Annotated in this window: 19 protein-coding genes; 4 read left to right on the top strand and 15 right to left on the bottom strand. The window is 64.2% G+C overall.

Going from position 1 to position 21,925, the window contains the following annotated elements; all coding sequences use genetic code 11:
* Positions 1-17 precede the first annotated feature (17 nt).
* Positions 18-2,015, top strand: a complete 1,998-nt coding sequence (dnaG, locus tag AC1D09_RS19885) for a DNA primase (RefSeq protein ID WP_477701190.1) — start codon at positions 18-20, stop codon at positions 2,013-2,015.
* Here dnaG and AC1D09_RS19880 read toward each other — a convergent pair.
* A complete protein-coding gene (locus AC1D09_RS19880; protein ID WP_477663970.1) occupies positions 2,012-2,728 on the bottom strand; it encodes a hypothetical protein in 717 nt (238 codons plus the stop codon). The genes dnaG and AC1D09_RS19880 overlap by 4 nt on opposite strands.
* On the opposite strand from AC1D09_RS19880, the gene rpoD reads away from it, so the two are divergent.
* On the top strand, positions 2,700-4,871 hold the full coding sequence (rpoD, locus tag AC1D09_RS19875) for an RNA polymerase sigma factor RpoD (RefSeq protein WP_477663971.1): 2,172 nt from the start codon (positions 2,700-2,702) through the stop codon (positions 4,869-4,871). The two genes, AC1D09_RS19880 and rpoD, sit on opposite strands and share 29 nt — an antisense overlap.
* Positions 4,872-4,934: 63 nt before the next feature.
* On the opposite strand, the gene AC1D09_RS19870 is transcribed toward rpoD, so the two are convergent.
* The 14 genes from AC1D09_RS19870 to AC1D09_RS19805 all read right to left on the bottom strand — a co-directional run bounded on the left by AC1D09_RS19870 (position 4,935) and on the right by AC1D09_RS19805 (position 19,362).
* The gene (locus tag AC1D09_RS19870) at positions 4,935-5,837 is read right to left on the bottom strand and encodes a dienelactone hydrolase family protein (RefSeq protein ID WP_477663972.1); all 903 of its coding nucleotides are present in this window, start codon (positions 5,835-5,837) and stop codon (positions 4,935-4,937) included.
* Between the two features lie 54 nt (positions 5,838-5,891).
* Positions 5,892-6,965 (bottom strand): aldose epimerase family protein, encoded by a 1,074-nt coding sequence (locus tag AC1D09_RS19865; RefSeq protein ID WP_477663973.1) that lies wholly within the window; start codon positions 6,963-6,965, stop codon positions 5,892-5,894.
* A 20-nt stretch (positions 6,966-6,985) separates the two neighbouring features.
* Positions 6,986-7,954, bottom strand: coding sequence for a TRAP transporter substrate-binding protein (locus AC1D09_RS19860; RefSeq protein ID WP_477663974.1), 969 nt, complete (start codon positions 7,952-7,954; stop codon positions 6,986-6,988).
* Positions 7,955-8,106: 152 nt separating this feature from the next.
* Positions 8,107-9,084 carry a Bug family tripartite tricarboxylate transporter substrate binding protein gene (locus AC1D09_RS19855; RefSeq protein ID WP_477663975.1) on the bottom strand — a complete coding sequence of 326 codons (978 nt, stop codon included), beginning with the start codon at positions 9,082-9,084 and terminating at the stop codon, positions 8,107-8,109.
* Positions 9,085-9,172: 88 nt separating this feature from the next.
* Complete coding sequence (gene glxR, locus AC1D09_RS19850; RefSeq protein ID WP_477663976.1) at positions 9,173-10,063, bottom strand: 2-hydroxy-3-oxopropionate reductase; 891 nt, start codon at positions 10,061-10,063, stop codon at positions 9,173-9,175.
* Positions 10,064-10,108: 45 nt separating this feature from the next.
* Positions 10,109-10,891, bottom strand: a complete 783-nt coding sequence (gene garL / locus AC1D09_RS19845; RefSeq protein WP_477663977.1) for a 2-dehydro-3-deoxyglucarate aldolase — start codon at positions 10,889-10,891, stop codon at positions 10,109-10,111.
* Positions 10,892-10,942: 51 nt separating this feature from the next.
* Positions 10,943-11,935 carry a Bug family tripartite tricarboxylate transporter substrate binding protein gene (locus AC1D09_RS19840; RefSeq protein WP_477664012.1) on the bottom strand — a complete coding sequence of 331 codons (993 nt, stop codon included), beginning with the start codon at positions 11,933-11,935 and terminating at the stop codon, positions 10,943-10,945.
* Between the two features lie 52 nt (positions 11,936-11,987).
* Complete coding sequence (locus tag AC1D09_RS19835) at positions 11,988-13,091, bottom strand: lactonase family protein (RefSeq protein ID WP_477663978.1); 1,104 nt, start codon at positions 13,089-13,091, stop codon at positions 11,988-11,990.
* A gap of 41 nt (positions 13,092-13,132) precedes the next feature.
* Positions 13,133-14,707, bottom strand: coding sequence for a galactarate dehydratase (gene garD / locus AC1D09_RS19830; RefSeq protein WP_477663979.1), 1,575 nt, complete (start codon positions 14,705-14,707; stop codon positions 13,133-13,135).
* A 14-nt stretch (positions 14,708-14,721) separates the two neighbouring features.
* The gene (locus AC1D09_RS19825; protein ID WP_477663980.1) at positions 14,722-16,020 is read right to left on the bottom strand and encodes a TRAP transporter large permease; all 1,299 of its coding nucleotides are present in this window, start codon (positions 16,018-16,020) and stop codon (positions 14,722-14,724) included.
* A gap of 7 nt (positions 16,021-16,027) precedes the next feature.
* Entirely contained in the window at positions 16,028-16,516 is a 489-nt protein-coding gene (locus AC1D09_RS19820) for a TRAP transporter small permease (protein WP_477664013.1), read from the bottom strand.
* Between the two features lie 102 nt (positions 16,517-16,618).
* Positions 16,619-17,590: a TRAP transporter substrate-binding protein gene (locus AC1D09_RS19815; protein WP_477663981.1), complete on the bottom strand. Its 972-nt coding sequence runs from the start codon at positions 17,588-17,590 to the stop codon at positions 16,619-16,621.
* 54 nt (positions 17,591-17,644) lie between these two features.
* Entirely contained in the window at positions 17,645-18,538 is an 894-nt protein-coding gene (locus tag AC1D09_RS19810) for an SMP-30/gluconolactonase/LRE family protein (protein WP_477663982.1), read from the bottom strand.
* A gap of 14 nt (positions 18,539-18,552) precedes the next feature.
* Complete coding sequence (locus AC1D09_RS19805; RefSeq protein WP_477663983.1) at positions 18,553-19,362, bottom strand: NAD-dependent epimerase/dehydratase family protein; 810 nt, start codon at positions 19,360-19,362, stop codon at positions 18,553-18,555.
* A gap of 154 nt (positions 19,363-19,516) precedes the next feature.
* Here AC1D09_RS19805 and AC1D09_RS19800 point away from each other — a divergent pair, with 154 nt between their 5' ends.
* A complete protein-coding gene (locus AC1D09_RS19800; protein WP_477663984.1) occupies positions 19,517-20,362 on the top strand; it encodes a FadR/GntR family transcriptional regulator in 846 nt (281 codons plus the stop codon).
* Positions 20,363-20,426: 64 nt separating this feature from the next.
* Entirely contained in the window at positions 20,427-21,803 is a 1,377-nt protein-coding gene (gudD, locus tag AC1D09_RS19795; protein WP_477663985.1) for a glucarate dehydratase, read from the top strand.
* Positions 21,804-21,925: the final 122 nt, after the last annotated feature.

Below are 21,925 nucleotides of genomic sequence, written 5' to 3'. Positions count from 1 at the left end.
GTTTCTACAATCCCCAGATGGCTATTCCGCAATCATTCATCCAGGAGCTGCTCGCGCGCGCCGACGTGGTGGATATCGTGGGCCGCCATGTGCAGCTCAAAAAGGGCGGCGCCAACTTCATGGGCCTGTGCCCTTTCCACGGCGAGAAGTCGCCCTCTTTCAGCGTCAGCCCCTCCAAGCAGTTCTACCACTGCTTCGGCTGCGGCAAGAACGGCAATGCCATCAGCTTCCTGATGGAGCACGCCGGCATGACCTTCATCGAGGCCGTCAAGGACCTGGCCCAGCAATACGGCCTGCAGGTGCCCGAGGACGACGTCTCGCCGCAGGACCGCGCCCGCGCCGCGCAGATGCGCGAGCAGCAGGCCACGCTCACCAGCGTGCTCGAAAAAGCCGGCATCGCCTACATCAAGGCCTTGCGCAACTCCGAGCGCGCCATCGACTACTTCAAGGGCCGCGGCGTCTCGGGCGAAGTCGCCAAGACCTTCGGCCTGGGCTACGCGCCCGAGGGCTGGCGCAGCCTGGCCAGCGTGTTCCCCGACTACAACGACCCGCTGCTGGTCGAAAGCGGCCTGGTCATCACCGGCGAGCCCGGCGAGGAAAACGCCGCCGGCGAGGCCAAGCGCTATGACCGCTTTCGCGACCGGGTCATGTTCCCCATCCGCAACGTCAAGGGCGAGTGCATAGGCTTTGGCGGCCGCGTGCTGGGCGACGACAAGCCCAAATACCTCAATTCACCCGAAACCCCGGTCTTCAGCAAGGGGCGCGAGCTCTACGGCCTGTTTGAGGCGCGAACAGCCCTGCGCGAACACGGCTACGCCCTGGTCACCGAAGGTTATATGGACGTGGTGGCGCTGGCCCAGCTGGGCTTTGCCAATGCGGTGGCCACCCTGGGAACCGCCTGCACTGCCGACCATGTGCAAAAGCTGTTCCGCTTCACCGATTCGGTGGTTTTCAGCTTTGACGGCGACAGCGCCGGCCGCCGCGCCGCGCGCAAGGCGCTGGATGCCGCCCTGCCTTTTGCCACCGACGTGCGCACCGTCAAGTTCCTCTTCCTGCCGGCCGAGCACGACCCCGACAGCTACATCCGCGAGCACGGCAAGGAAGGCTTTGCCGCCTACGTCAGCAAGGCCGTGCCGCTGAGCCGCTTCCTGCTCGAAGCGGCCGCCGAGGGCTGCGACCTGGACACCGCCGAGGGCCGCGCCCACATGGCCAGCAATGCCCGTCCGCTGTGGAGCCTGATGCCCGACGGCGCCTTGAAGCGCCAGCTGCTGGCCGAGATCGCCGACAAGGTGCTGATCGACAGCCGCGAACTGCTGCAGCTGTGGCAGCCGGCCTCCAGCGGCTACAAGTCCGGCAACAAGAACAGCGGCGGCCCGCGCGGCCAAGGCAAGGGCCACAGGCAGGACGCCGCACCGGCCCCGGTTCACCATGCGGACATGCCCGACCCCGGTGGCTACCCGCCGGACTACCCCGAAGAGCGCGACTACAGCGCGTCCGAGCCTTCCACTTATTACCCGCCCTCGTCAGCACCAGGACGCAGCTTTGGCGAGCGCAGCAGCGGTGCCCGGGCGCCGCGCCGCGTGGCCGGGCGCATACTGCCGGCCAGCCGCGAAGACCGGGTGCTCAGGCTGCTGCTGACCGAGGCCCAGACCTGGGACAGGCTCAGCACCGAAGAACACCATTTGCTGGTCGAGCTGCCCGAGCCCCATGGCCCCCTGTTTGTCTGGCTGGAGAGCCAGTTGCATGAACACGGCCCCCAGCCCTGGGCGGCCCTGCGCGAGGGACTGCGCGGCCATGCCTATGAAAGGCATGCCACCGCCCAGATCGCGCAGATTCCCGAAGGCATAGAAAGCGACTGGACCGAGGTTCGCAGCATCCTGGACCAGCTGCTGCGCCTGCGCCGCCAGCAGGAGATGAGCGAGCTGGCCGTCCGCGCCGCCACCGACCCGGACGCCCGCCAGCGTTACCTGGAACTGCTTGCCAGCCTCAAAACCCCGGTCGATACGGCCCGCTAGGCCGGCCCGGGACCTGAAAAATAGCTGTTTTGGCGGGTAAAAAACCGCCCAAAAAACAGGCAACAGGGTATAATCCGATTTTCGACGGCAAGCGCGACAGCAGCACCTCCGGCCCGGCCACCCCGCAACTTCGGGGAACTCACAGATGAGACGGCCACTTCCCCCAGGGAATACCGCAAGGACTGCACACCAAATGTTCGCCCAAACAGCTTGCCCGGAAAAATAAACCGAAACGCGCCCTGGCGCTGACCGGCCTGTTTTTCCGTCCTCTTGTTCCTGACTCTGAATCCTTGCCACCGTGCCTGTGCTTTGCGCAGGCGCCAAGGCGCATTTTTGTTTACTGGTAGCCGATAGATATTTAGAACAATTTTTCCGACAACTGGAGGTCCCATGCCTACTGCCAAGCCGAAGAAGCCGAGCACGTCCAAGAAGCCGCAAAGCGCGCAGCCTAAAGCCGCCGCCAAGCCCAAAGCCAAGACAGCGCCCAAAGCCGCTGCCCGGCCCGCAGGCAAGCCTCCAGTCAAAGCAGCCGCAAAGCCTGCCGCCAAGAGCGGCAAGGTTGAAAAGCCCGGAAAAACCACCATATCTGTCAAACCCAGCAAACCCAATGCCCCGGTGAGCAAAGCCCCCCTGAAAACCGCGAAATCCGCGATTTCCGATTTGCCCCTGAAGAAAGCTCCTGCCGTGCCGACCAAGTCCAGCCCTGAATCCAAGCCTCTCGCCGCACCCGCCGATGTGCCCGTGAAAAAGAAACCCGGCCGCCCGCCGAAGAACCCGGCGGCCGACGGCAGCGCGCCTGCCGCCACCACCGGCGCCAAGCGCGGCCGCAAGCCCAAGAGCGCCACCGCCGCGCCCAAGGACGGCGAAGACCTGGACCTCTCCGACATTGAGGACGACCTGGTCGGTGAACCCGTGGCGGAAACGACCGAGAAGGTCAAACCGCTGCGCATGAAGATCAGCAAGGCGAAGGAACGCGCCCTGATGAAGGAATTCGGCCTGGACGAAACCGTCCTCTCCGAAGAAGACATGCTCAAGCGGCGCCTGCGCCTGAAGACCCTGATCAAGCTCGGCAAGACGCGCGGCTACCTCACGCACGGCGAAATCTCCGACCACCTTCCCGACAAGCTGGTCGACGCTGAAACGCTGGAAGTCGTGGTCAACATGCTCAACGACATGGGCGTGGCCGTGTACGAGCAGGCCCCCGATGCCGAAACCCTGCTGCTGAACAACACCGGCCCCACGGTCGCGACCGAAGAGGAAGCCGAGGAAGAAGCCGAAGCGGCGCTGTCCACCGTCGACAGCGAATTCGGCCGCACCACCGACCCGGTCCGCATGTACATGCGTGAAATGGGCACGGTCGAGCTGCTCACGCGCGAAGGCGAAATCGAGATCGCCAAGCGCATCGAAGGCGGCCTCATGAAGATGATGGAAGCCATCTCGGAAAGCCCGGCCACCATCGCTGAAATCATGCGCCTGGGCGAGGAAATCCGCGAAGGCAAGATCGTCATCTCCACCGTGGTCGACGGCTTCTCCAACCCCAACGAGGCCGACGACTATGTGGCCGAGGAAGACTTCGACGAATTCGACGAGGAAGACGACGACGACGGCAAGGGCGGCTCCAAGGCCCTGACCAAAAAACTCGAGGAACTCAAGAAAGAAGCGCTCAGCCGCTTCGACAAAATCGCCGCCCTGTTCGAGAAGGTCCACAAGACCTACGACAAGGAAGGCTACGGCACGCCCACCTATGTGAAGGCGCAAAAAGCCCTGAGCGACGAGCTGATGACCGTGCGCTTCACCGCCAAGACCATCGAAAAGCTCTGCGACATGCTGCGCGGCCAGGTGCTGGACGTGCGCAAGAAGGAGCGCGAGCTGCGCCGCATCATCGTCGAGAAGTGCGGCATGCCCCAGGAAGTCTTCATCAAGGACTTCCCGCCCAACCTGCTGAACCTGAAGTGGGTCGAGAAGCAGGTCGCCGCCGGCAAGCCCTGGTCGGTGGTGATGGCCCGCAACGTGCCGCCCATCCAGGAACTGCAAACCAAGCTGGCCGAACTGCAGGCCCGCGTGGTGGTGCCGCTGGCCCAGCTCAAGGACATCAACAAGCGCATGAACGAAGGCGAGTCCAACTCGCGCGACGCCAAGAAAGAGATGATCGAGGCCAATTTGCGCCTGGTGATCTCGATCGCGAAGAAGTACACCAACCGCGGCCTGCAGTTCCTCGATTTGATCCAGGAAGGCAACATCGGCCTGATGAAGGCCGTGGACAAGTTCGAATACCGCCGCGGCTACAAGTTCTCGACCTACGCCACCTGGTGGATTCGCCAGGCGATCACTCGCTCCATCGCCGACCAGGCGCGGACCATCCGCATCCCGGTGCACATGATCGAGACCATCAACAAGATGAACCGCCTGTCGCGCCAGCACTTGCAGGAATTCGGCTTCGAGCCGGACGCCAGCATCCTGGCCGCCAAGATGGAGATCCCGGAAGACAAGATCCGCAAGATCATGAAGATCGCCAAGGAGCCCATCTCGATGGAAACGCCGATCGGTGACGACGACGATTCGCACCTGGGCGACTTCATCGAGGACAGCGCCAACACGGCGCCGCTGGAAGCCGCGATGCAGGCCGGCCTGCGCGATGTGGTGAAAGACATCCTCGACAGCCTGACGCCGCGCGAAGCCAAGGTGCTGCGCATGCGCTTCGGTATCGAAATGTCCACCGACCACACGCTCGAAGAAGTCGGCAAGCAGTTCGACGTGACGCGCGAGCGCATCCGCCAGATCGAAGCCAAGGCGCTGCGCAAGCTCAAGCACCCTTCGCGTTCGGACAAGCTGCGCAGCTTTATCGACACGCTGTAAACGCGCTTTCTCCCAAAAGCCCGGCCCCGCAAGGCGCCGGGCTTTTTTATGCCTGCGAGGATCTCAGGGCGCTGTCAGCCCTATCTTGCGCACAAATGCATCCAGCGGAACCGACCACATCTTGCCGCCATAGGTCAGCAATGAATGCCCGTCGTGCCCCGCAAGCGCCCCGGTCTGGACGAACTGCGTGTCACTGCCACCTGCCTTGAAGGCCTCGTGCCACTGGCGCGGCGCCTCGGCGCCCCAGAACTGGTCGTTTTCTGCATAGAGCCACAGATTGGGAACCTTGACCAGCTTGCCGAGCTCGCCGTAGGTCTTGCGCATATTGTCCGGGCTGCAGCTTTTGGTGGGTGACGTTTCGGGATTGCCGCCCGAGCCACCCGCGAAATTGACAGCGCCGACAACGCCCGGCAGGTTGAGCGCGGCCACCGACACCGTGGTCATGCCACCCACCGACTGCCCTTCCAGCAGCAGCCTGTCCTTGCGCACCCAGGGTTGCTGCAGCGCCCAATGATGCAGCGCGACCACAGTCTGCCCGGCCCGACTGGCGACACCCGTGAAATCGGGGCTTCCGCTGCAGACGCTGCCGCTCCAGCGCGCACCTGAGTCTTCCCGGTCAAAGCCGCCCGTGTCACCGTAGCCGGGCCGCACCGGGGCAATCACGGCCACCCCTTTGCGCAGCCAGTAATTCGCGTGCCCCACCAGCACCGGGTATTCGAGCTTGGCCCTGTCGACGCGCGACGGCGCGCGCCCATGGGAAAAAATCACCAGCGGAAACGGGCCTTCGCCTTCGGGTTTGTAGAGATGGGTGACGACCTCAAGCTGCTTGCCGTCGACAAGCAATGGCAGCTTGACGATCTGCGGCGGCACACGTTCGGGCTGCTGCGCCCAAGCAGGCCAGGCGGCGAGCTGCGCCACCCACAAGACCCCCAGCATCCACCCCAGCTTCAACCACCGCATGTTCATGTTCGGCTCCCTGCTTGTTGCCGGAGCATTCTGACACGCGCAAGCCGTCTGCGGTTATGAAGTGCTGAAGCGGTACAAGGTGTGGCTCTGGCGGGGCTGGCCCGGCTGGTAGACCGCAGAAGGGAAAGCAGGTATGTTGGGCGCATTCGGGTAGCCCTGCGGTTCAAAGCACAGGCTTTGCTGCTGCACGTAGCGCCTGCCGCCCTTGCCCGGGCCGCCGGCCAGGGGTTCGCCGGCCAGCATGCCGGTGTAGAACTGCATGGTGGGCTCGCTCGACCAGACTTCCATCACGCGGCCGCTGGCAGGCGCGCTCACCCGCGCGCAGAGCGCCAGTTCACCAGCCGTGGCCGCATCGCGGTCTATCGCAAAGCAGTCGTCGTAGCCGGCGACCCCGCCCTCGGCTGGCGATTTGCCCACGCGTGTATCGAGCGCCGCGGGCTGGCGCAGGTCAAACGGCGTGCCTTCCACCGGCAGCAACTTGCCCGTGGCGATCAGTTCGGGCGTCATCTCGAAATAGCGGCTCGCGCAAATCGTGACTTCATGCCCCAGCGCGCTGGCGCTGCGCGTGCTGTTCACGCCCTCGAGGTTAAAAAAAGCATGGGTGGTGAAGTTGGCCACGGTGGGCACATCCAGCGCCACGGCCTCGTAATCGAGCGCCAGCTCGTTGGCCTCGGTCACGCGGTACAGCAGGCACAAGGCCAGCGCCCCGGGAAAGCCCTCCTCGCCGTCGGCAAACACATAACGCATTTCCACGCTGGAGGCATCATGTTGCACCGCATCGAAAACCTGGAAGCGCGAACCCCGCAGCCCGCCATGCAGGCAGTGCGGGCCGTTGTTGGCCGCCAGCTGGTGCTCTATGCCGCTCAGCATGAAGCGCGCGTTTTCTATGCGCCCCGCATAGCGCCCGACAAAAGCGCCCACGGAGGGCGCGCCGCCCACCACACCTTCAATGCTGTCGTAACCCAGCACCACGTCGTCCCACTGGCCATCGCGGTCCGGCACCAGCAGCTGCTCTATCTTGGCGCCGTAGTTGGTCACGCAGACCGCCATGCCGCGCTGGTTGCGCAGGGTGAACAGCCTGACGGGCTTGCCGTCGATCTCGCGCGCGAAACGCGCGGGATCGAGCAAAAGGCTAGGGTCCGGGCCGCTCACTTGGCAATAATCGTCAGCAGTTCTTCGCGCGTGGTCGGGTCGGCCATGTACTTGCCGTACAACGGCCCCATGCGCCTGACCATGGGCGATACGTCCTTGACCTTGACGAACTGCGAGCCCTGCTTGGTCGTGGCCTCCAGGGCAGCGGCGACGCGCTTGTTCCACAGCTCGCGCATCAGGATCGCGGATTTGGCGCCGGCCTCGGCGAAGGCGGCCTTGTCTTCCTTGCTGAGCTTGTCCCAGAGTTTGGTGGACACCACCAGCGCCTCGGGCGAGATCACGTGGTTGGTCACATAGACGTTTTTGGCCACCTTGTAATGCCCCGTGGACTCATAGGAAGGCAGGTTGTTCTCGGCGCAATCGACCTTGCCCTGCTCCAGCGCGCCTAGCACGTCCTTGAAGGGCAAGGCCACCGGCTTGGCTTCCATGAGCTTGACCATCTCGATGTAGACCTCGGACTGCTGCACGCGGATGTTCATGCCGGCCAGGTCGCGCAGGTTGTTGACGGGCTTGACGCAGTAAAACGAACGGCCGCCGCCGTCGTACCAGCCCAGCACCACAAAGCCGGCGGCTTTCAGGTTGGCGGAAAACCGCTCGCCCAGCTTGCCGTCCAGGTGGCGGAACATATGGGCCGAATCGGTGAACAGGAAAGGCAGGTTCAGCACCTTGATGCCCGGCACCGCGTCCGACAAGGGACCCGAGCTGAACTCGGCCACGTCGATCTCGCCGCTCTTGAGCATCTGCACCGCCTTGGGCTGGTCGCCGAGCGTGCCGCCGTTAAAAAGCTCAATGTTGTAGCGTCCACCGGTGCTTTTGGCGACCTGCTCCACGAAACTCTTCATGGCTTCGGAAACCGGGTAGCCCTCGGGGTGGATGTTCCAGGCCCTCAGCTTGGCCTGGGCCATCGCGGCGCTCGCGCACAGCGCGAAAGAGAGGCATAAAAGCCCCTTGAAAGATCTACGCATTTTTTGTCTCCTGGATGTAAGGCTCTACGGCTACCTCTGGCGGGCAGTCTCGTGTTTTTTGGTGGTCAATCCCTGAGGGGATGTTCGCACGGATGACTCGCCCTCATCAGAAGATATAGAGCGATATCACCACTAATTCACGCAAGCCGTTTTCAATCGAGCTTGATGTTGCCTTCCGTCACGACCTTGGCCCAGCGGCTGCGCTCCTGGTTGAAGAAGCCGTCCTGCTGCGCCGGCGTCATGGTCACGACTTCCGCGCCCTGCCCCGCGAGCTTGGCGCGTATGTCGGGGCTGCGGATGATCTTGATGAGTTCGGTGTTCAGGCGGTTGATGATGGCCGGCGGCGTGCCGTTGGCCACCAGCAGGCCTTGCCAGGTGCCGGATTCGAAGTTGGCCAGGCCTTGCTCCGCAAGCGTCGGCACATTGCCGATCAGCGGCATGCGCGTGCTCTTGGAAACGCCCAGAACCTTGAGCTTGCCGCTTTGCACATGCGGCAAGGTGGCCAGCATGCCGTTCATCAGAATCTGCGTTTGCCCCGCGATGGTGTCGCTGACGGCCTGGGAGCCGCCCTTGTAGGGGATGTACTGCCACTTGGCCTTGCTGGCCCGCTCGACCGCCACGCCGGCCAGGTGCGGCGCGCTGCCCATGGCTGTCACCGCGAAGTTCAGCTCGGTCTTGTGCGACAAGGCCACGAGTTCCTTGAGGTTGCTCGCGGGCACCGAGGGATGGACCACCAGCAAGTGCGGCGAATAAGCGAGCATGGTGACGCCGCGCAAGTCCTTGGACGGGTCGAACCCCAGCTTGGGATAGACCGAGGGGCTGATGGCCAGCGCGCCGGTGTCGCACAGCAGCAGCGTGTAGCCGTCGGGCGCGGACTTGGCCACGATGTCTGCGCCCAGGTTGCCGTTGGCGCCGGCCTTGTTGTCCACGATGACCGACTGCTTGAGCGCCTCGGCGAGCGGCTGCGATATGGCGCGCGCGATGATGTCCGAAGAGCCGCCCGGCGGATAAGGCACCACCAGGCGTATCGGTTTGGACGGCCATCCGGCCTGGGCATTTGCGGCGCCGCTTGCGGCACCCACGCCCATAGCCAATGAAGCCGCGATAAGTTCTCGTCGATTGATCGTCATGTCTGTCTCCTGAATGTTCTCAAAAACGGGGTTAGCCCTCCGCCGCGCCGGGAGCCTCTTTCGGGCTCCTCGAACGCGCCTGTTTGCTTTATGCCGATTTCGCGACTTCGTGATTGCCCAGCAATTCCAGCGCCCGCACCAGGGCGGAATGGTCCAGGTCCTGCATGCCGTTGGCGGCGCAGGCCTGCATCAGCTGGGCGGCGCCCGCCGTTTGCGGCAAGGCCAGACCCAGGGTGCGCGCGCCGCTGAGCGCGAGGTTCAGGTCCTTCTGGTGCAGGCCGATGCGAAAACCCGGCGCGAAAGTGCGCTTGATCATGCGCTCGCCATGCACTTCCAGGATGCGCGAGGAGGCAAAGCCGCCCATCAGCGCCTGGCGCACCTTGGCCGGGTCGGCGCCGGCCTTGCTGGCGAACAGCAGGGCTTCGCCCACGGCCGCGATGTTCAGCGCCACGATGATCTGGTTGGCCACCTTGCAGGTCTGGCCGTCGCCGTTGCCGCCCACCAGCGTGATGTTCTTGCCCATCAGCTCAAACAGCGGCTTGACGAGATCGAAGGCCGCCTGCGGGCCGCCCACCATGATGGTGAGGCTGGCCGCCTTGGCGCCGACTTCACCGCCCGACACCGGGGCGTCCAGGTAGTCGCAGCCCAGGGCGTTGATCTTTTTAGCGAACTCCTTGGTGTCCATGGGCGAGATGGAACTCATGTCCACCACCGTCTTGCCCTTGGTCAGCGCGCCGGCCACGCCGCCTTCGCCGAACAGCACCTTGGCCACGTCGGGCGTGTCGGGCAACATCAGGAAGATGATGTCCGCCTGCTTGACGACGTCGGTGATGGAATCGCAGGCCTTGCCCTTGCCGGTCAACAGTTCCGCGGGCACCTTGCCCAGCGTGTTCATGAAAACTTCATGCCCTGCCGCGATCAAGTGCGCCGCCATGGGGCTGCCCATGATGCCCAGGCCGATAAATCCAAGCTTGCTCATTCAAATACTCCAGTCAAAAATTCAGTCAGAAAAATACTTCGCCCATCAGGCGCGGTAACGGTCGTGCAGGGCTTGCGTGGCGGAGCGGAACACGCCCAGGTCGCTGCCCACGGCCACAAAGGTGGCACCCATCTCCATGTAGCGCCGCGCATCGGCTTCCACCGGCGCGAGGATGCCTGTGGGCTTGCCGCAGGCTTTGGCATCGGCGAACACGCCGACGATGGCTTTCTGCACATCGGCATGGCCCGCGTTGCCCAGGTGGCCCAGGCCGGCGGCCAGGTCCGAGGGGCCGACAAAAATGCAGTCCACACCCTCTGTTTCGGCAATCGCGCGCGCGGCCGCGACACCGGCGCTGCTTTCAATCTGAACCGCCACGCAGATCTGGTCGTTGATGCCTTTGAAATAGTCAGGCACGGTCCCGTAGCGGTTGCTGCGCTGCGAGACCGACACGCCGCGCACGCCCTGCGGCGGGTAGCGCGTGGCAGCCACCGCGCGCCGCGCTTCGTCGGCGCTTTCGACAAAGGGCACCAGGAAGTTGTAGAAGCCGGCATCGAGCAGGCGCTTGATCTCGACCTCGTTGTTGCTGGTGGGGCGCACAAAGGGCGCGCTCGGGCTGTCCTTGAGCGCCATCAGCTGGGGAATGAAGGTGCCCACGTCGTTGGGCGAATGTTCTCCGTCCAGCAAAATCCAGTCGAAGCCGGCCACGCCCAGCACCTCGGTGGTGATGGCGTTGGCCAGCGAGGACCAGCAGCCTATCAGTTTTTTGCCGGCCAGCAGGTCTCGCTTGAAGCTGTTGGGAAAGGATTGGTAGGGAGTTGCTTGTGTCATGGTGGTTTGCTTCTACGATGTCTGTTGCTTCGGTTTGCGGTCAGCCGGGCTTTATTCGGCCTTGATGTTCGCGGCCTTGATGACCTGCGCCCACTTGGCCACTTCCGCGCGCTGGAACGCGGCGATCTGGGCCGTCGTCATGTTGGCCGGCTCCATGCCGAAGCCCTTGAGTTTTCCCTGCATCTCGGGTTCCGCCAGGATGCGGCCGATTTCCTTGTGCAGGCGATCAACCATGAGAGCGGGCGTTCCCGCCGGCGCAAAAATCGCCTGCCAGGACAGCACCTCGAAATTGGCCAGGCCCGGCAGGCCGGATTCGGCCACCGTCGGCACGTCCGGCATGGATGGCAACCGGCTGGCGGACGTCACCGCAATCGCACGCAGCTTGCCGCTTTGCACATGCGGCGCCGCCACGACGCTGGTGTCGAACATCATGTCGACCTGCCCGCCTATCACGTCCTGGATGGCCGGGCCGCTGCCCTTGTAAGGCACGTGCGTGAACTTCACGCCGGAACGGAAGGCCAGCAGCTCCAGCGAAAGGTGCTGCGAAGTGCCGGTGCCGGCCGAGGCCGACGACAGGCCGCCGCTTTTGCCCTTGCTGGCCTCAATCACGTCCTTCAGGGTTTTGTAGGGGCTGGCCTGGTTGACCACCAGCACCAGCGGGTTGGTGCCTATGAGCGTGACGGGCACAAAGGACTTGATCGGGTCGTAGCCGATCTTGGGATACAGGCTCACGTTGATCGCATGCGAGCTGACCGTGCCGCCCACCAGGGTGTAGCCGTCCGGCGCGGCGCGCGAGCCGACTTCCGAACCGACGCTGCCGCCGGCCCCGGGCTTGTTGTCGACGATGATGGTGGTGCCAAGCGCGGTGCCCAGCTTCTGCCCGATCAGCCGGCCCAGCACGTCGGTGGTGCCGCCCGCGGCAAATGGCACCAGGTAAGTGATGGGCTTGCCGGTCGGCCAGTTGCCCTGCGCGAATGCGGGAAGCGTTGAAAAACCGCCGGCCATGGCGGCCAGCGCGGTATTGAGCAGGGTACGGCGTTGCATCATGATGAGTCCTTAATATGTGTCAGAAAAAATTGCCCGGCGCTTCGCGCGCTCAGGGCATCTCGACAATTTCAATCCAGTTCGGGTTCTTGCCGACGGGCAGGCGCTTGGGCGCGCCCAGCGCGCCGGTGGCGGCATCAATGGCGTACACGGACACACTGTGCGAATCCTGGCCCGCCGCGATCAGGTAGCGTCCCTGCGCATCGATGGCGAAACCGCGCGGGGTCTTTTCAGTGGGCGTCTGTCCTAGAGGCTCCAGCAGGCCGGTGGCGGCGTCGACGCGAAAGGCCGACAGCGTGCTGGAGGTCCGCTCCGATGCATACAGGTAGCGGCCGTCTGGCGTGAGGTGCAGGTCGGCGGCCCAGGGTTTTTCGGTAAAGCCGGCCGGCAGCGTGGTCCGGGTCTGCAGCAGCTTGAGCGTGCCGCGCGCGCCGTCCCAGGCGAAGACCTGAAGTTGCGCGTCCAGCTCATTGAGCAGGTAGGCAAAACGCTGCGCCTTGTCCCAGACAAAATGGCGCGGGCCGGATTTCGCCGCGCTGGCAGTCAGCGCGGGGTCGTTGGGCGAGAGCACGCCGGTGGCGGCATCAAAGCGCCAGCTCGAGACGTTGTCGTTGCCCAGGCTCGTGGCCAGCACAAAGCGGTTGGCCGAGTCCGCATGAATGGCGTGCGCATTCGCGATCCCGGGAATCAGTTGCTGGATGGCGCCGACCTTGCCTTCCTTGTCGATGCCATTGACGGTGATCTTGTGGCCGGGATAGGACGCCGCGAAGAGCCAGCGGCCCGTCAGGTCGGTGTCGATGTTGGCCATGCTGTCGGCCAGGGGCGCCTCGCCCAGCTTGCGCAACTTGCCGCTGGCGCCGTCGATGGCGAAGCTCACGGCGCGAAAAGGCTGCGAGCGCAGCGCCGCATAGAGAAAACGCTTGTCCGGGCTCACGGCCATGGGCATCACGGTGCCGCCCACGTTCACGGTCTCCACCGGCCTGAGCGTGCCCTGGGCGCGGTCCAGCTCGAGCACCGAAATCTCCTGGCTGTCGGCATTCGACACATAGACCCAGGTAGCGGCCGAAGCCGCGCCGGCAGCTAGCGTAAAACCGGCCGCCGCCGTCAATTGCAAGGCCAGGCGCAGCGCGCGCAGGCCGGATGGAACGATGGTCATGCTCTGTCTCCTTCTGTTTGTGTTGTGGATGCGGTTCAGGCTCAGGTGACGGGCGCCGGGTTGAACAGCACCAGCGCGTTGTGCAGCTTCCAGTGCTCGGCCCAGGTTTTTTTGCGTCCACTGGCCACGTCCAGCATGAAGCGGAACAGCTCCCAGCCGACCTCTTCAATCGTGGCGTCGCCGTCGGCGATGCGCCCGGCGTTGATGTCCATCAGGTCGTGCCAGCGCCGCGCCAGGTCGCTGCGCGTGGCCACCTTGATGACCGGCACTTCGGCCAGGCCGTAAGGCGTGCCGCGGCCGGTGGTGAACACATGGATGTTGATGCCCGCGGCCAGCTGCAGCGTGCCGCAAATAAAGTCGCTGGCGGGCGTCGCGGCGTAGATCAGGCCTTTCTGTTTGACCTTCTCGCCGGGCGAGAGCACGCCGCTGATGGGCGCGCTGCCCGATTTCACGATGGAGCCCATGGCCTTTTCCACAATGTTGGAAAGGCCGCCTTTTTTGTTGCCCGGCGTGGTGTTGGCGCTGCGGTCCACCTGCCCTTTTTTGAGGTAGGCGTCGTACCAGGCCATTTCGCGGATCATGGCCTCGGCCACCTCCGGCGTACTGGCCCGCGAGGTCAGCTGGTCTATACCGTCGCGCACTTCGGTGGTTTCGGAGAACATCACCGTCGCGCCGGCGCGCACCAGCAGGTCGGTGGCAAAGCCCACCGCCGGGTTCGCCGTCACGCCGGAAAACGCGTCGCTGCCGCCGCACTGCACGCCCACCACCAGCTCGCTGGCAGGGACCGTCTCGCGCTTGCGCGCATTGAGCCGCTCCAGGTGCAGCAAGGCGGTCTGCATGATGGAGTCGATCATGGACATGAAACCGACGTGGTTCTCGGACTGCAGGCAGACCACGTCCAGCACGGCTTCGGCGCTGGTGCCCACGTCGGCCACATTGCGTTCGTCGATGATCTGTATGCTGCCAGGCGGCAGCAGGCGCTCGGGTTGCAGCTTCTCGCAGCCCAGGCTCACCACCATGACCTCGCCGCCGAAGTTGGGGTTCAGGCTGATGTTGCGCAGGGTGCGAATGGGGATGATGGCGTCGGGCGCGTCAATCGCCACGCCGCAGCCGTAGGTGTGCTCCAGCCCCACCACGTCGTCGACATTGGGAAAACGCGGCAGCAGCTCGGCCTTGATGCGCTGGACGGCGAAGTCCACCACGCCGGCCACGCATTGCACCGTGGTGGTGACGGCCAGGATGTTGCGGCTGCCGACCGAGCCGTCCGGGTTGCGAAAGCCTTCGAAGGTATAGCCTTCCAGCGCCGGCAGCGGCTCGGGCCGCACCGTGGCCTTGGGCAGGTTGTCCAGCGTGCGCGCGTCGGGCATCTCCAGCAGCCGCTCATGCACCCAGCTGCCTGCCGGGATGTCTTTCAGCGCGTAGCCAATAGGCACGTTATAGCGCAGCACCGCCGTGCCCTTGGGCAGGTCCACCAGCGCCACCTTGTGGCCCTGGGGCACACGCTCCACCAGCCGCAAGCCGCCCTCAAAAACGCTGCCCTCGGGCAGTCCTCCGTCGTTGGCGACGATCGCGACGTTGTCGCGAGGATGCATGCGGATGTGAAGGGGTGCGGCCATGGCGTGCGATTTCCTTATTGACCGACCGTCATGTAGAGGCTGGGCAGCCACATGGAGAAAGCCGGAATGAACGTGACCAGTGCCAGCGCGAAAATCAGCGCGCCGTAGAAAGGCCAGATGGTGCGCATCACCGTGCCCACGGACACCCCGCCTATGGCGCAGCCCACGAACTGGGTGGTGCCCACGGGCGGCGTGTTCAGGCCCAGCGCGCAGTTGATCAGCAGCACGATGCCGAACTGCACCGAGCTCATGCCGTAATGCTGGGCAATCGGCAGGAAGATAGGGGTGCACAGCAGGATGGTGGCCGCCATGTCCAGGAAGGTGCCCAGCACGAACAGGATGATGTTGATCAGCAGGAAGATCACCCACGGCGTGGTGGTGACCTGCGACAGCATTTGCCCCGTCAGTTCCGCGACACCGTACAGGCTGATGAGGTAGCCGAAGGTGCTGGAAATGCCGATCAGCAGCAGGATGACGCCGGTCGTCTTGACGGCCTTGGAGGCAGCCTTGATGAAGTGCTCCCACTTGAGCGTGCGGTAGACGAAGATGGTCAGCGCCAGCGCATACAGAACCGCCACGGCGGCCGATTCGGTGGCAGTGAAGATGCCCGACAGAATGCCGCCGAGAATCAGCACCACAATCATCAGGCCCGGCAGCGCCGCGGCGAGCGAACGCGCCACGATCGCCCACCCCGGGAAGCTGCCGGCCGGATAGCCGCGTTTCACGGCGACCAGGTAGGCAGCCGCCAGGTTGCAGACGGTCAGGATGGCGGCAGGCAGCAGCGCCGCCAGGATCAGCGCGGCAATGGAAACCTTGCCGCCGGCAGCCAGCGAATAAATGATCAGGTTGTGGCTGGTCGGCATCAGGGCGCCCACCAGTGCGGCATGCGTCGTCACGTTGACGGCGTAGTCGGCGTGGTAGCCCTCTTTCTTCATCATCGGGATCATCACGGCGCCCATGGCCGACACATCCGCCACGGGAGAGCCGGAAACGCCGCCGAACAAGGTGCAGGCCACCACGTTGGACATGCCCAGGCCGCCGCGCACATGGCCGACCAGGTTGCGGGCCAGGTTCACGATGCGGTCGGCGATACCGCCGTACAACATCAGCTCACCGGCGAAGATGAAAAACGGGATCGCGAGAAAGGAAAAAATCCCCATGCCCGAGGTCATCTGCTGGAAACCGACCGCCAGCGGCAAACCTTCATAGAGCAGTGTGGCGAGCGCCGACAGGCCGATGGAAAACGCCACCGGCACGCCCAGCAAAAGAAAGAGCGTGAAGGAAATACAAAGTATCAACAATGGGATAGTCATGATTTTTTTAGCCCCAGGCGGGTTCGACTTCTTGGCCCTTGGCGAGCGCGATGATGTGTTCGATGGAGAACATCACAATGAGAACGCCCGCAATGGTTGCGGGAACATAGCGCCATCCCTCGGAAATCCACAGGGTGGGCAAACGATAGCTCCACACGGACTGGGCCAGTGAGGCGCAGTTGTAGGCCATGGCAGCGCCGAACAGCAACACCAGCGCGTGGATCAGGTATTCCATCTTCAGGCGAATGCTTTCCGGCGCGAGAACCAGAAAGGATTCCAGCCCGATGTGGCCGGCGTCGCGAACGCCCACGGCCGTGCCGAACATCGTGACATACAGCACCAGCAGCAAGGCCAGGCTCTCCGCCCAGGTGGGGGTGTTATTCAGGACATAACGGCCGAAGACCTGCCAGCTGACGGCGCAAATCACCGCCACAAGGCCGAAAATGCCCAGCCACATGCAAGTCCGGGCGAGCCCACGACAAATTTTTGTGTACATAAATAAAGTGCGGAGGTGAAGGCCGCCCCAGAGAAGTTTTTCCAAGCGGCAGGAATGCCGTAAAACGCGCCGGCCGCAAACAGGCCGGCGCGGGATCAGGACTTACTTGGTGTCCTGGATGCGTTTGACGAGGCTCTTGAGCGCCGCGTCGGTGATGAACTTGTCATAAACGGGCTTCATGGCGTTCTGGAAAGACACCTTGTCAACCTGGATAATTTCTGCGCCGCCAGCTTTGACGGTAGCCAGCGATTTTTCCTCGCGCTCATCCCACAGCTTGCGCATGTAAGGCACCGACTCCTTGGCCGCCTGGCGAATCGCCTTCTGGTCGTCAGCGCTCAGGCCGTCCCAGGTGCGCTTGGAGAACAGCAGCATCTCGGGCGCCATCGAATGCTCGGTGATCGAGTAGAACTTGGCCACTTCAAAGTGGCGCGAGCTTTCATACGATGGGTAGTTGTTTTCGGCGGCGTCGACCAGGCCGGTCTTCAGCGCGGTGTAGACCTCGCCGAAGGGCATGGGCGTCGCGTTGGCGCCCATGGCTTCGAGCAGCGAGACCCAGAGGTCCGACTGCTGGACGCGCACTTTCAGGCCTTTCGCATCGGCAAGCGAGCGAACCGGCTTTTTGACCGTGTACAGGTTGCGCGCGCCGCTGTCGTAGTACGCCAGGCCGATAAAGCCCTGGGGCGCGCACGAAGCCAGGATCTGCTCGCCGATCGGGCCGTCAAGCACGTGACGCATGTGATCCTTGGAGCGGAACAGGAAAGGCATGGTCGGGACCTGCGTTTCGGGGCAGATGTTGTTCATAGGCGCGATGTTCACGCGCGTCATCGCCAGGGCGCCGATCTTGGTCTGCTCGATCGTGTCTTTCTCGCTGCCGAGCGCGCTGTTGTTGAACACCTTGATGCTGTGCTTGCCGTTGGTCAGCACCTTCAGGCGCTCACCCATGAACTTGACGGCCTCAACCGTGGGGTAGCCGTCGGGGTGAATATCCGACGAACGGAATTCCGTGGCAAAACCGGCCAGCGGCATTACCGCCAGGGCGGCAGCGACGGCGAACAGTGTTTTTTTAATCTTCATGTCTCATCCTCTAGGTTGGTGGTGGAAACGGGAACGGAAACTTTTTTGGTGCTTTTAATACAGGCACGCCGGCTCGGGCAGCCCACGCACGCCGGGGCGCAACGCGAACACACCACCGGCCAGCGGCTGGTCAGATAAATCGACACCTTCGGGGCGTATCGACGTCACGAACAGGGTATCCAGCCCGGCGCCGCCGAAGGCGCACATGGCGGGCTTCTTCACAGGAACGGCCAGGGAGCGATCCAGCTTGCCGGCGGGCGTGAAGCGGTGAATGAGGCCGGCGTCATTGCCGCAGATCCAGTAGCAGCCGTCGGCGTCGACGGCCGCGCCGTCGGGCCGCCCGGGCAGCGGGTTCATGTCGATGAAAAGGCGGCGGTTCGACGGCGTGCCGGTTGTGGTGTCGTAGTCGAAGGCCCAGACCGACTGCACCGAAGGATGCGAGTCGGACAGGTACATGGTGCGGCCGTCGGGGCTGAAGGCCATGCCGTTGGGCGTGATGAAACCCTCCAGCAGCACCTTGAGGCTGTCGCCCTGGTAGCTGTAGATGCTGCCGACGCGCGCGCCGGCCGCCATGTTCATCTGCATGGTGCCGGCCAGGAAGCGCCCCTGCCGGTCGCAGCGGCCGTCGTTAAAACGCATGCCGGCCTGCGCATGGCTCACGCCGGCAAGCCGCTGAAAACCCAGCTGGCCGCCTGCCCCGGGGCTCAGGCGAAAGACACCGCTCTCGGCGCCGGCGATCCAGTCCCGCGTATTACCCAGGCGGGCGATGCAGGCGGGCATTTCAGGGGCCAGCCACTCGGTCAGCGCGGCGTTCGCCACGTTCCAGCGGCACAAACGGCGCGCCGGGATATCGACCCAATACAGCGCCTGCTCGGCAGCGTCCCAGACCGGGCTTTCGCCCACGCCGTTGCGCGCATCCAGAACCAGTTCGGCCTGCAATTCGTTCATGCCGTGCCTGCCGCTTAGTCGCCGAAAGGGCCGGCCACGACAAAGCCGCCGCCCTGGTACTGGGCCACCGGGTCCTTCAGGTCGGGCGCGGGTGTGCGGGCGTAGATGGCCTCGCGAAAGATGTCGGAGCTGTCCTTGGGCACATAGCCGATGTGGCGGGCGCGGCTGTTGTCCCACCAGGTCACGGCGTTGTCGGACATGCCGAACACAATGCTGTGGCCCAGCACCGGCGTGGTGAGGCAGGCGGTGATCAGGCGGTGCAGGTCGTCAAAGCTCAGCCAGGTGGCCAGCATGCGGCGGTCCTTGGGCTCGGCAAAGGAGGATCCTATGCGCACGCAGGCGGTTTCAATGCCGTAGCGGTCGAAATACAGGCGCGAGAGGTCTTCGCCGAAGGCCTTGCTCAGGCCGTACAGGCCGTCGGGGCGCGGCGGGTGGTCGGCATTGATGGTCTGGTCCTGCCGGTAAAAGCCGGTGACGTGGTTGGAGCTGGCAAAAACAATGCGCTTGACGCCGTGCTTGCGCGCCGCCTCATATAAGTTATAGGCACCCAGGATGTTGGCCTGCAGGATGGGGCCGAAAGGCCCCTCCACCGAGACGCCGCCCAGGTGGACGATGGCGTCCACGCCCTGGACCATGGTGTGCACCGCGGCGGAGTCCGCCAGGTCGGCCAGGACGACCTCTTCGCCGGCCGCGGCGGCGCCGAAGGGCTGGACGTCCGACAGGCGCAGCACCGAGCAGTTGGCCTTCAGGCGCTCGCGCAGGGCCTTGCCCAAACCGCCGGCCGCGCCGGTCAGCAACAGCTTTTCATGAACTTTGATGGTCATTTTTTACGTCCGGGTCCGGTGCCGCGATAAACGCCGACAAACACTGGACTTTTTTTCGGAGTTTGTTAAAGTCAAGCTACAAATGCATCAGTCATAGGTTGTCTGATGACTCGGAATTCTCGGTTTCGCCCCCTAGCTTGTCAATGGTTTTTTAATGGACTCAAGGAAAACCCCTAGTCGCCCGGAAGCAGGCCTTACGCCTGCCTTTCACGAGGAGCTGCCGCGCGTGCGCCGGCCCCGCGGGCTGGTGGGCGAGATCGTTGAAAGCCTGGCCAGCAGCATCCGCGAGGGCCGCCTGCAGCCCGGCGAGAAACTCCCCACCGAAGCCGAAATCATGGCCCGCTTCGACGTCAGCCGCACCGTGGTGCGCGAGTCGCTGTCCAAGCTGCAGGCCTCGGGCCTGGTGGAAACCCGCCACGGCATCGGCACTTTTGTGCTGCAGCCGCAGAACGCCGGCAACTTCAAGATCACCGCCGAGGACTTCGCCACCGTGGCCGACGTGATCTCGGTGCTGGAGCTGCGCATCAGCCTGGAAACCGAGGCCGCGGGCCTGGCCGCCCAGAGGCGGACGCCGGAAAATCTCAAGGCCATGGAGGCCGCCCTGCGCGCCTTCCACGACTCCATCAGCCTGGACTCCGACGCGGTGCCGCCCGACTTCCAGTTCCACATGGAAGTGGCCCGCTCGACCGGCAACCGGCACTTCGCCGACCTGATGACCTACCTGGGCACCATGATCATCCCGCGCACCCGCGTGAACACGGCGCACAGCGCGCCCGAGGGCCGCTTCAACTACCTGCAGCGCGTCAACAGCGAGCACGAAAGCATTTACAACGCCATCCGCAACCAGGACGCCGAGGCGGCGCGCGCCGCCATGCGCACCCACCTGTCCAACAGCCGCGAGCGGCTGCGCCGGGGCAATAACGCGCACACCATGCAGCCGCCCGGGGAGCCCGCGGACACACCGGCCGCCCAGACCCTGGGTACAAACCTGGTTGCATAAATAATCAGCGAGTTGTACGATAACTGATAAATCAGCTTTATCAACCCACTACAACACGCCCGGTATGCCCGCTTCCCAAGCCACCCAAGCCTCTCCCGTTTCCCCACCCGCCGCTTCACAAACGCCCCGCATCACCCGCGTCCAGGTGATTCCCGTGGCCGGCCAGGACAGCATGCTGCTGAACCTGAGCGGTGCGCACGGCCCCTTCTTCACCCGCAACATCCTGATCCTGACCGACAGCTCCGGCCGCACCGGCGTGGGCGAGGTTCCGGGCGGCGAGAAGATACGCAAGACCCTCAACGATGCCGCCCCCCTCATCGAAGGCCAGTCCATAGGCGACTGGAACCGCATCCTCAACACGCTGCGCACCGCCTTCGCCGACCGCGACAGCGGCGGCCGCGGCAACCAGACCTTTGACCTGCGCGTGGCCATCCACGCCGTGACCGCCGTGGAAAGCGCCCTGCTCGACCTGCTGGGCCAGTTCCTGGGTGTGCCGGTCGCGGCCCTGCTGGGCGAAGGCCAGCAACGCGACTCGGTGGCCATGCTGGGCTACCTGTTTTATGTCGCCGACCGCAAGAAGACCGACCTGGCCTACGCGTCGGCGCCCGACGCCCAGGACGACTGGCTGCGCTTGCGCCATGAGGCCGCCATGGACGCCAAGGGCATCGTCGCGCTGGCCGAAGCCGCCTACCAACGCTACGGTTTCAAGGACTTCAAGCTCAAGGGCGGCGTGCTGCGCGGCGAGGAAGAAATGGAAGCCATCGTCGCGCTGTCCGAGCGTTTTCCCGAGGCGCGCATCACGCTGGACCCGAACGGCGGCTGGCTGCTCAAGGACGCCATCCGCATCTGCAAGGACCGCCACAAGGAACTGGCTTACGCCGAAGACCCCTGCGGCGCCGAAGGCGTATTCTCGGGCCGTGAAGTGATGGCGGAATTCCGCCGCGCCACCGGCCTTCCTACCGCCACCAACATGATCGCCACCGACTGGCGTGAGCTCTCGCACACCATCCACCTGCAGTCGGTGGACATCCCCCTGGCCGACCCGCACTTCTGGACCATGCAGGGTTCGGTGCGCGTGGCGCAGGTCTGCCAGACCTGGGGGCTGACCTGGGGCTCGCACTCCAACAACCACTTCGACATTTCGCTGGCCATGTTCACCCACGTGGCCGCAGCCGCGCCGGGCAAGGTCACTGCGATCGACACGCACTGGATCTGGCAGGACGGCCAGCGCCTGACCAAGGCGCCGCTGCAAATCGTCAATGGCGAGGTCGCCGTGCCCAAGCAGCCCGGCCTGGGCGTGGAGCTGGACATGGCCGAGGTCGAAAAAGCCCACCAGCTCTACCTCAAGCACGGCCTGGGCGCGCGCGACGATGCCGTGGCCATGCAATACCTGATCCCGGGCTGGGCCTTCAACAACAAGATGCCCTGCATGGTGCGCTAAACACAGCGGGCTTGCGGGAAGTTAGAGGCTCCTGCAGGTCTTTTTTTGTTTTTGCCATTGGGCGTGGACGTAGCCCAGTCGGGCACCGGGGGCGGTATACCCCGGCGCCTTTTCCACCAGCG

Source organism: Polaromonas sp. P1_A2 (genome assembly GCF_056406895.1).
The sequence above is the reverse complement of the archived record's forward strand: the minus strand, read 5'-3'. Positions and strand labels throughout refer to the sequence as shown.

Coding starts and splice junctions, on each gene's coding strand:
- dnaG (WP_477701190.1), top strand. CDS start 18: ATGGCTATTCCGCAATCATTCATCCAGGAGCTGCTCGCGCGCGCCGAC.
- AC1D09_RS19870 (WP_477663972.1), bottom strand. CDS start 5,837: ATGAACATGCGGTGGTTGAAGCTGGGGTGGATGCTGGGGGTCTTGTGG.
- AC1D09_RS19860 (WP_477663974.1), bottom strand. CDS start 7,954: ATGCGTAGATCTTTCAAGGGGCTTTTATGCCTCTCTTTCGCGCTGTGC.
- AC1D09_RS19855 (WP_477663975.1), bottom strand. CDS start 9,084: ATGACGATCAATCGACGAGAACTTATCGCGGCTTCATTGGCTATGGGC.
- glxR (WP_477663976.1), bottom strand. CDS start 10,063: ATGAGCAAGCTTGGATTTATCGGCCTGGGCATCATGGGCAGCCCCATG.
- garL (WP_477663977.1), bottom strand. CDS start 10,891: ATGACACAAGCAACTCCCTACCAATCCTTTCCCAACAGCTTCAAGCGA.
- AC1D09_RS19840 (WP_477664012.1), bottom strand. CDS start 11,935: ATGCAACGCCGTACCCTGCTCAATACCGCGCTGGCCGCCATGGCCGGC.
- AC1D09_RS19835 (WP_477663978.1), bottom strand. CDS start 13,091: ATGACCATCGTTCCATCCGGCCTGCGCGCGCTGCGCCTGGCCTTGCAA.
- garD (WP_477663979.1), bottom strand. CDS start 14,707: ATGGCCGCACCCCTTCACATCCGCATGCATCCTCGCGACAACGTCGCG.
- AC1D09_RS19825 (WP_477663980.1), bottom strand. CDS start 16,020: ATGACTATCCCATTGTTGATACTTTGTATTTCCTTCACGCTCTTTCTT.
- AC1D09_RS19820 (WP_477664013.1), bottom strand. CDS start 16,516: ATGTACACAAAAATTTGTCGTGGGCTCGCCCGGACTTGCATGTGGCTG.
- AC1D09_RS19815 (WP_477663981.1), bottom strand. CDS start 17,590: ATGAAGATTAAAAAAACACTGTTCGCCGTCGCTGCCGCCCTGGCGGTA.
- AC1D09_RS19810 (WP_477663982.1), bottom strand. CDS start 18,538: ATGAACGAATTGCAGGCCGAACTGGTTCTGGATGCGCGCAACGGCGTG.
- AC1D09_RS19805 (WP_477663983.1), bottom strand. CDS start 19,362: ATGACCATCAAAGTTCATGAAAAGCTGTTGCTGACCGGCGCGGCCGGC.
- AC1D09_RS19800 (WP_477663984.1), top strand. CDS start 19,517: ATGGACTCAAGGAAAACCCCTAGTCGCCCGGAAGCAGGCCTTACGCCT.
- gudD (WP_477663985.1), top strand. CDS start 20,427: ATGCCCGCTTCCCAAGCCACCCAAGCCTCTCCCGTTTCCCCACCCGCC.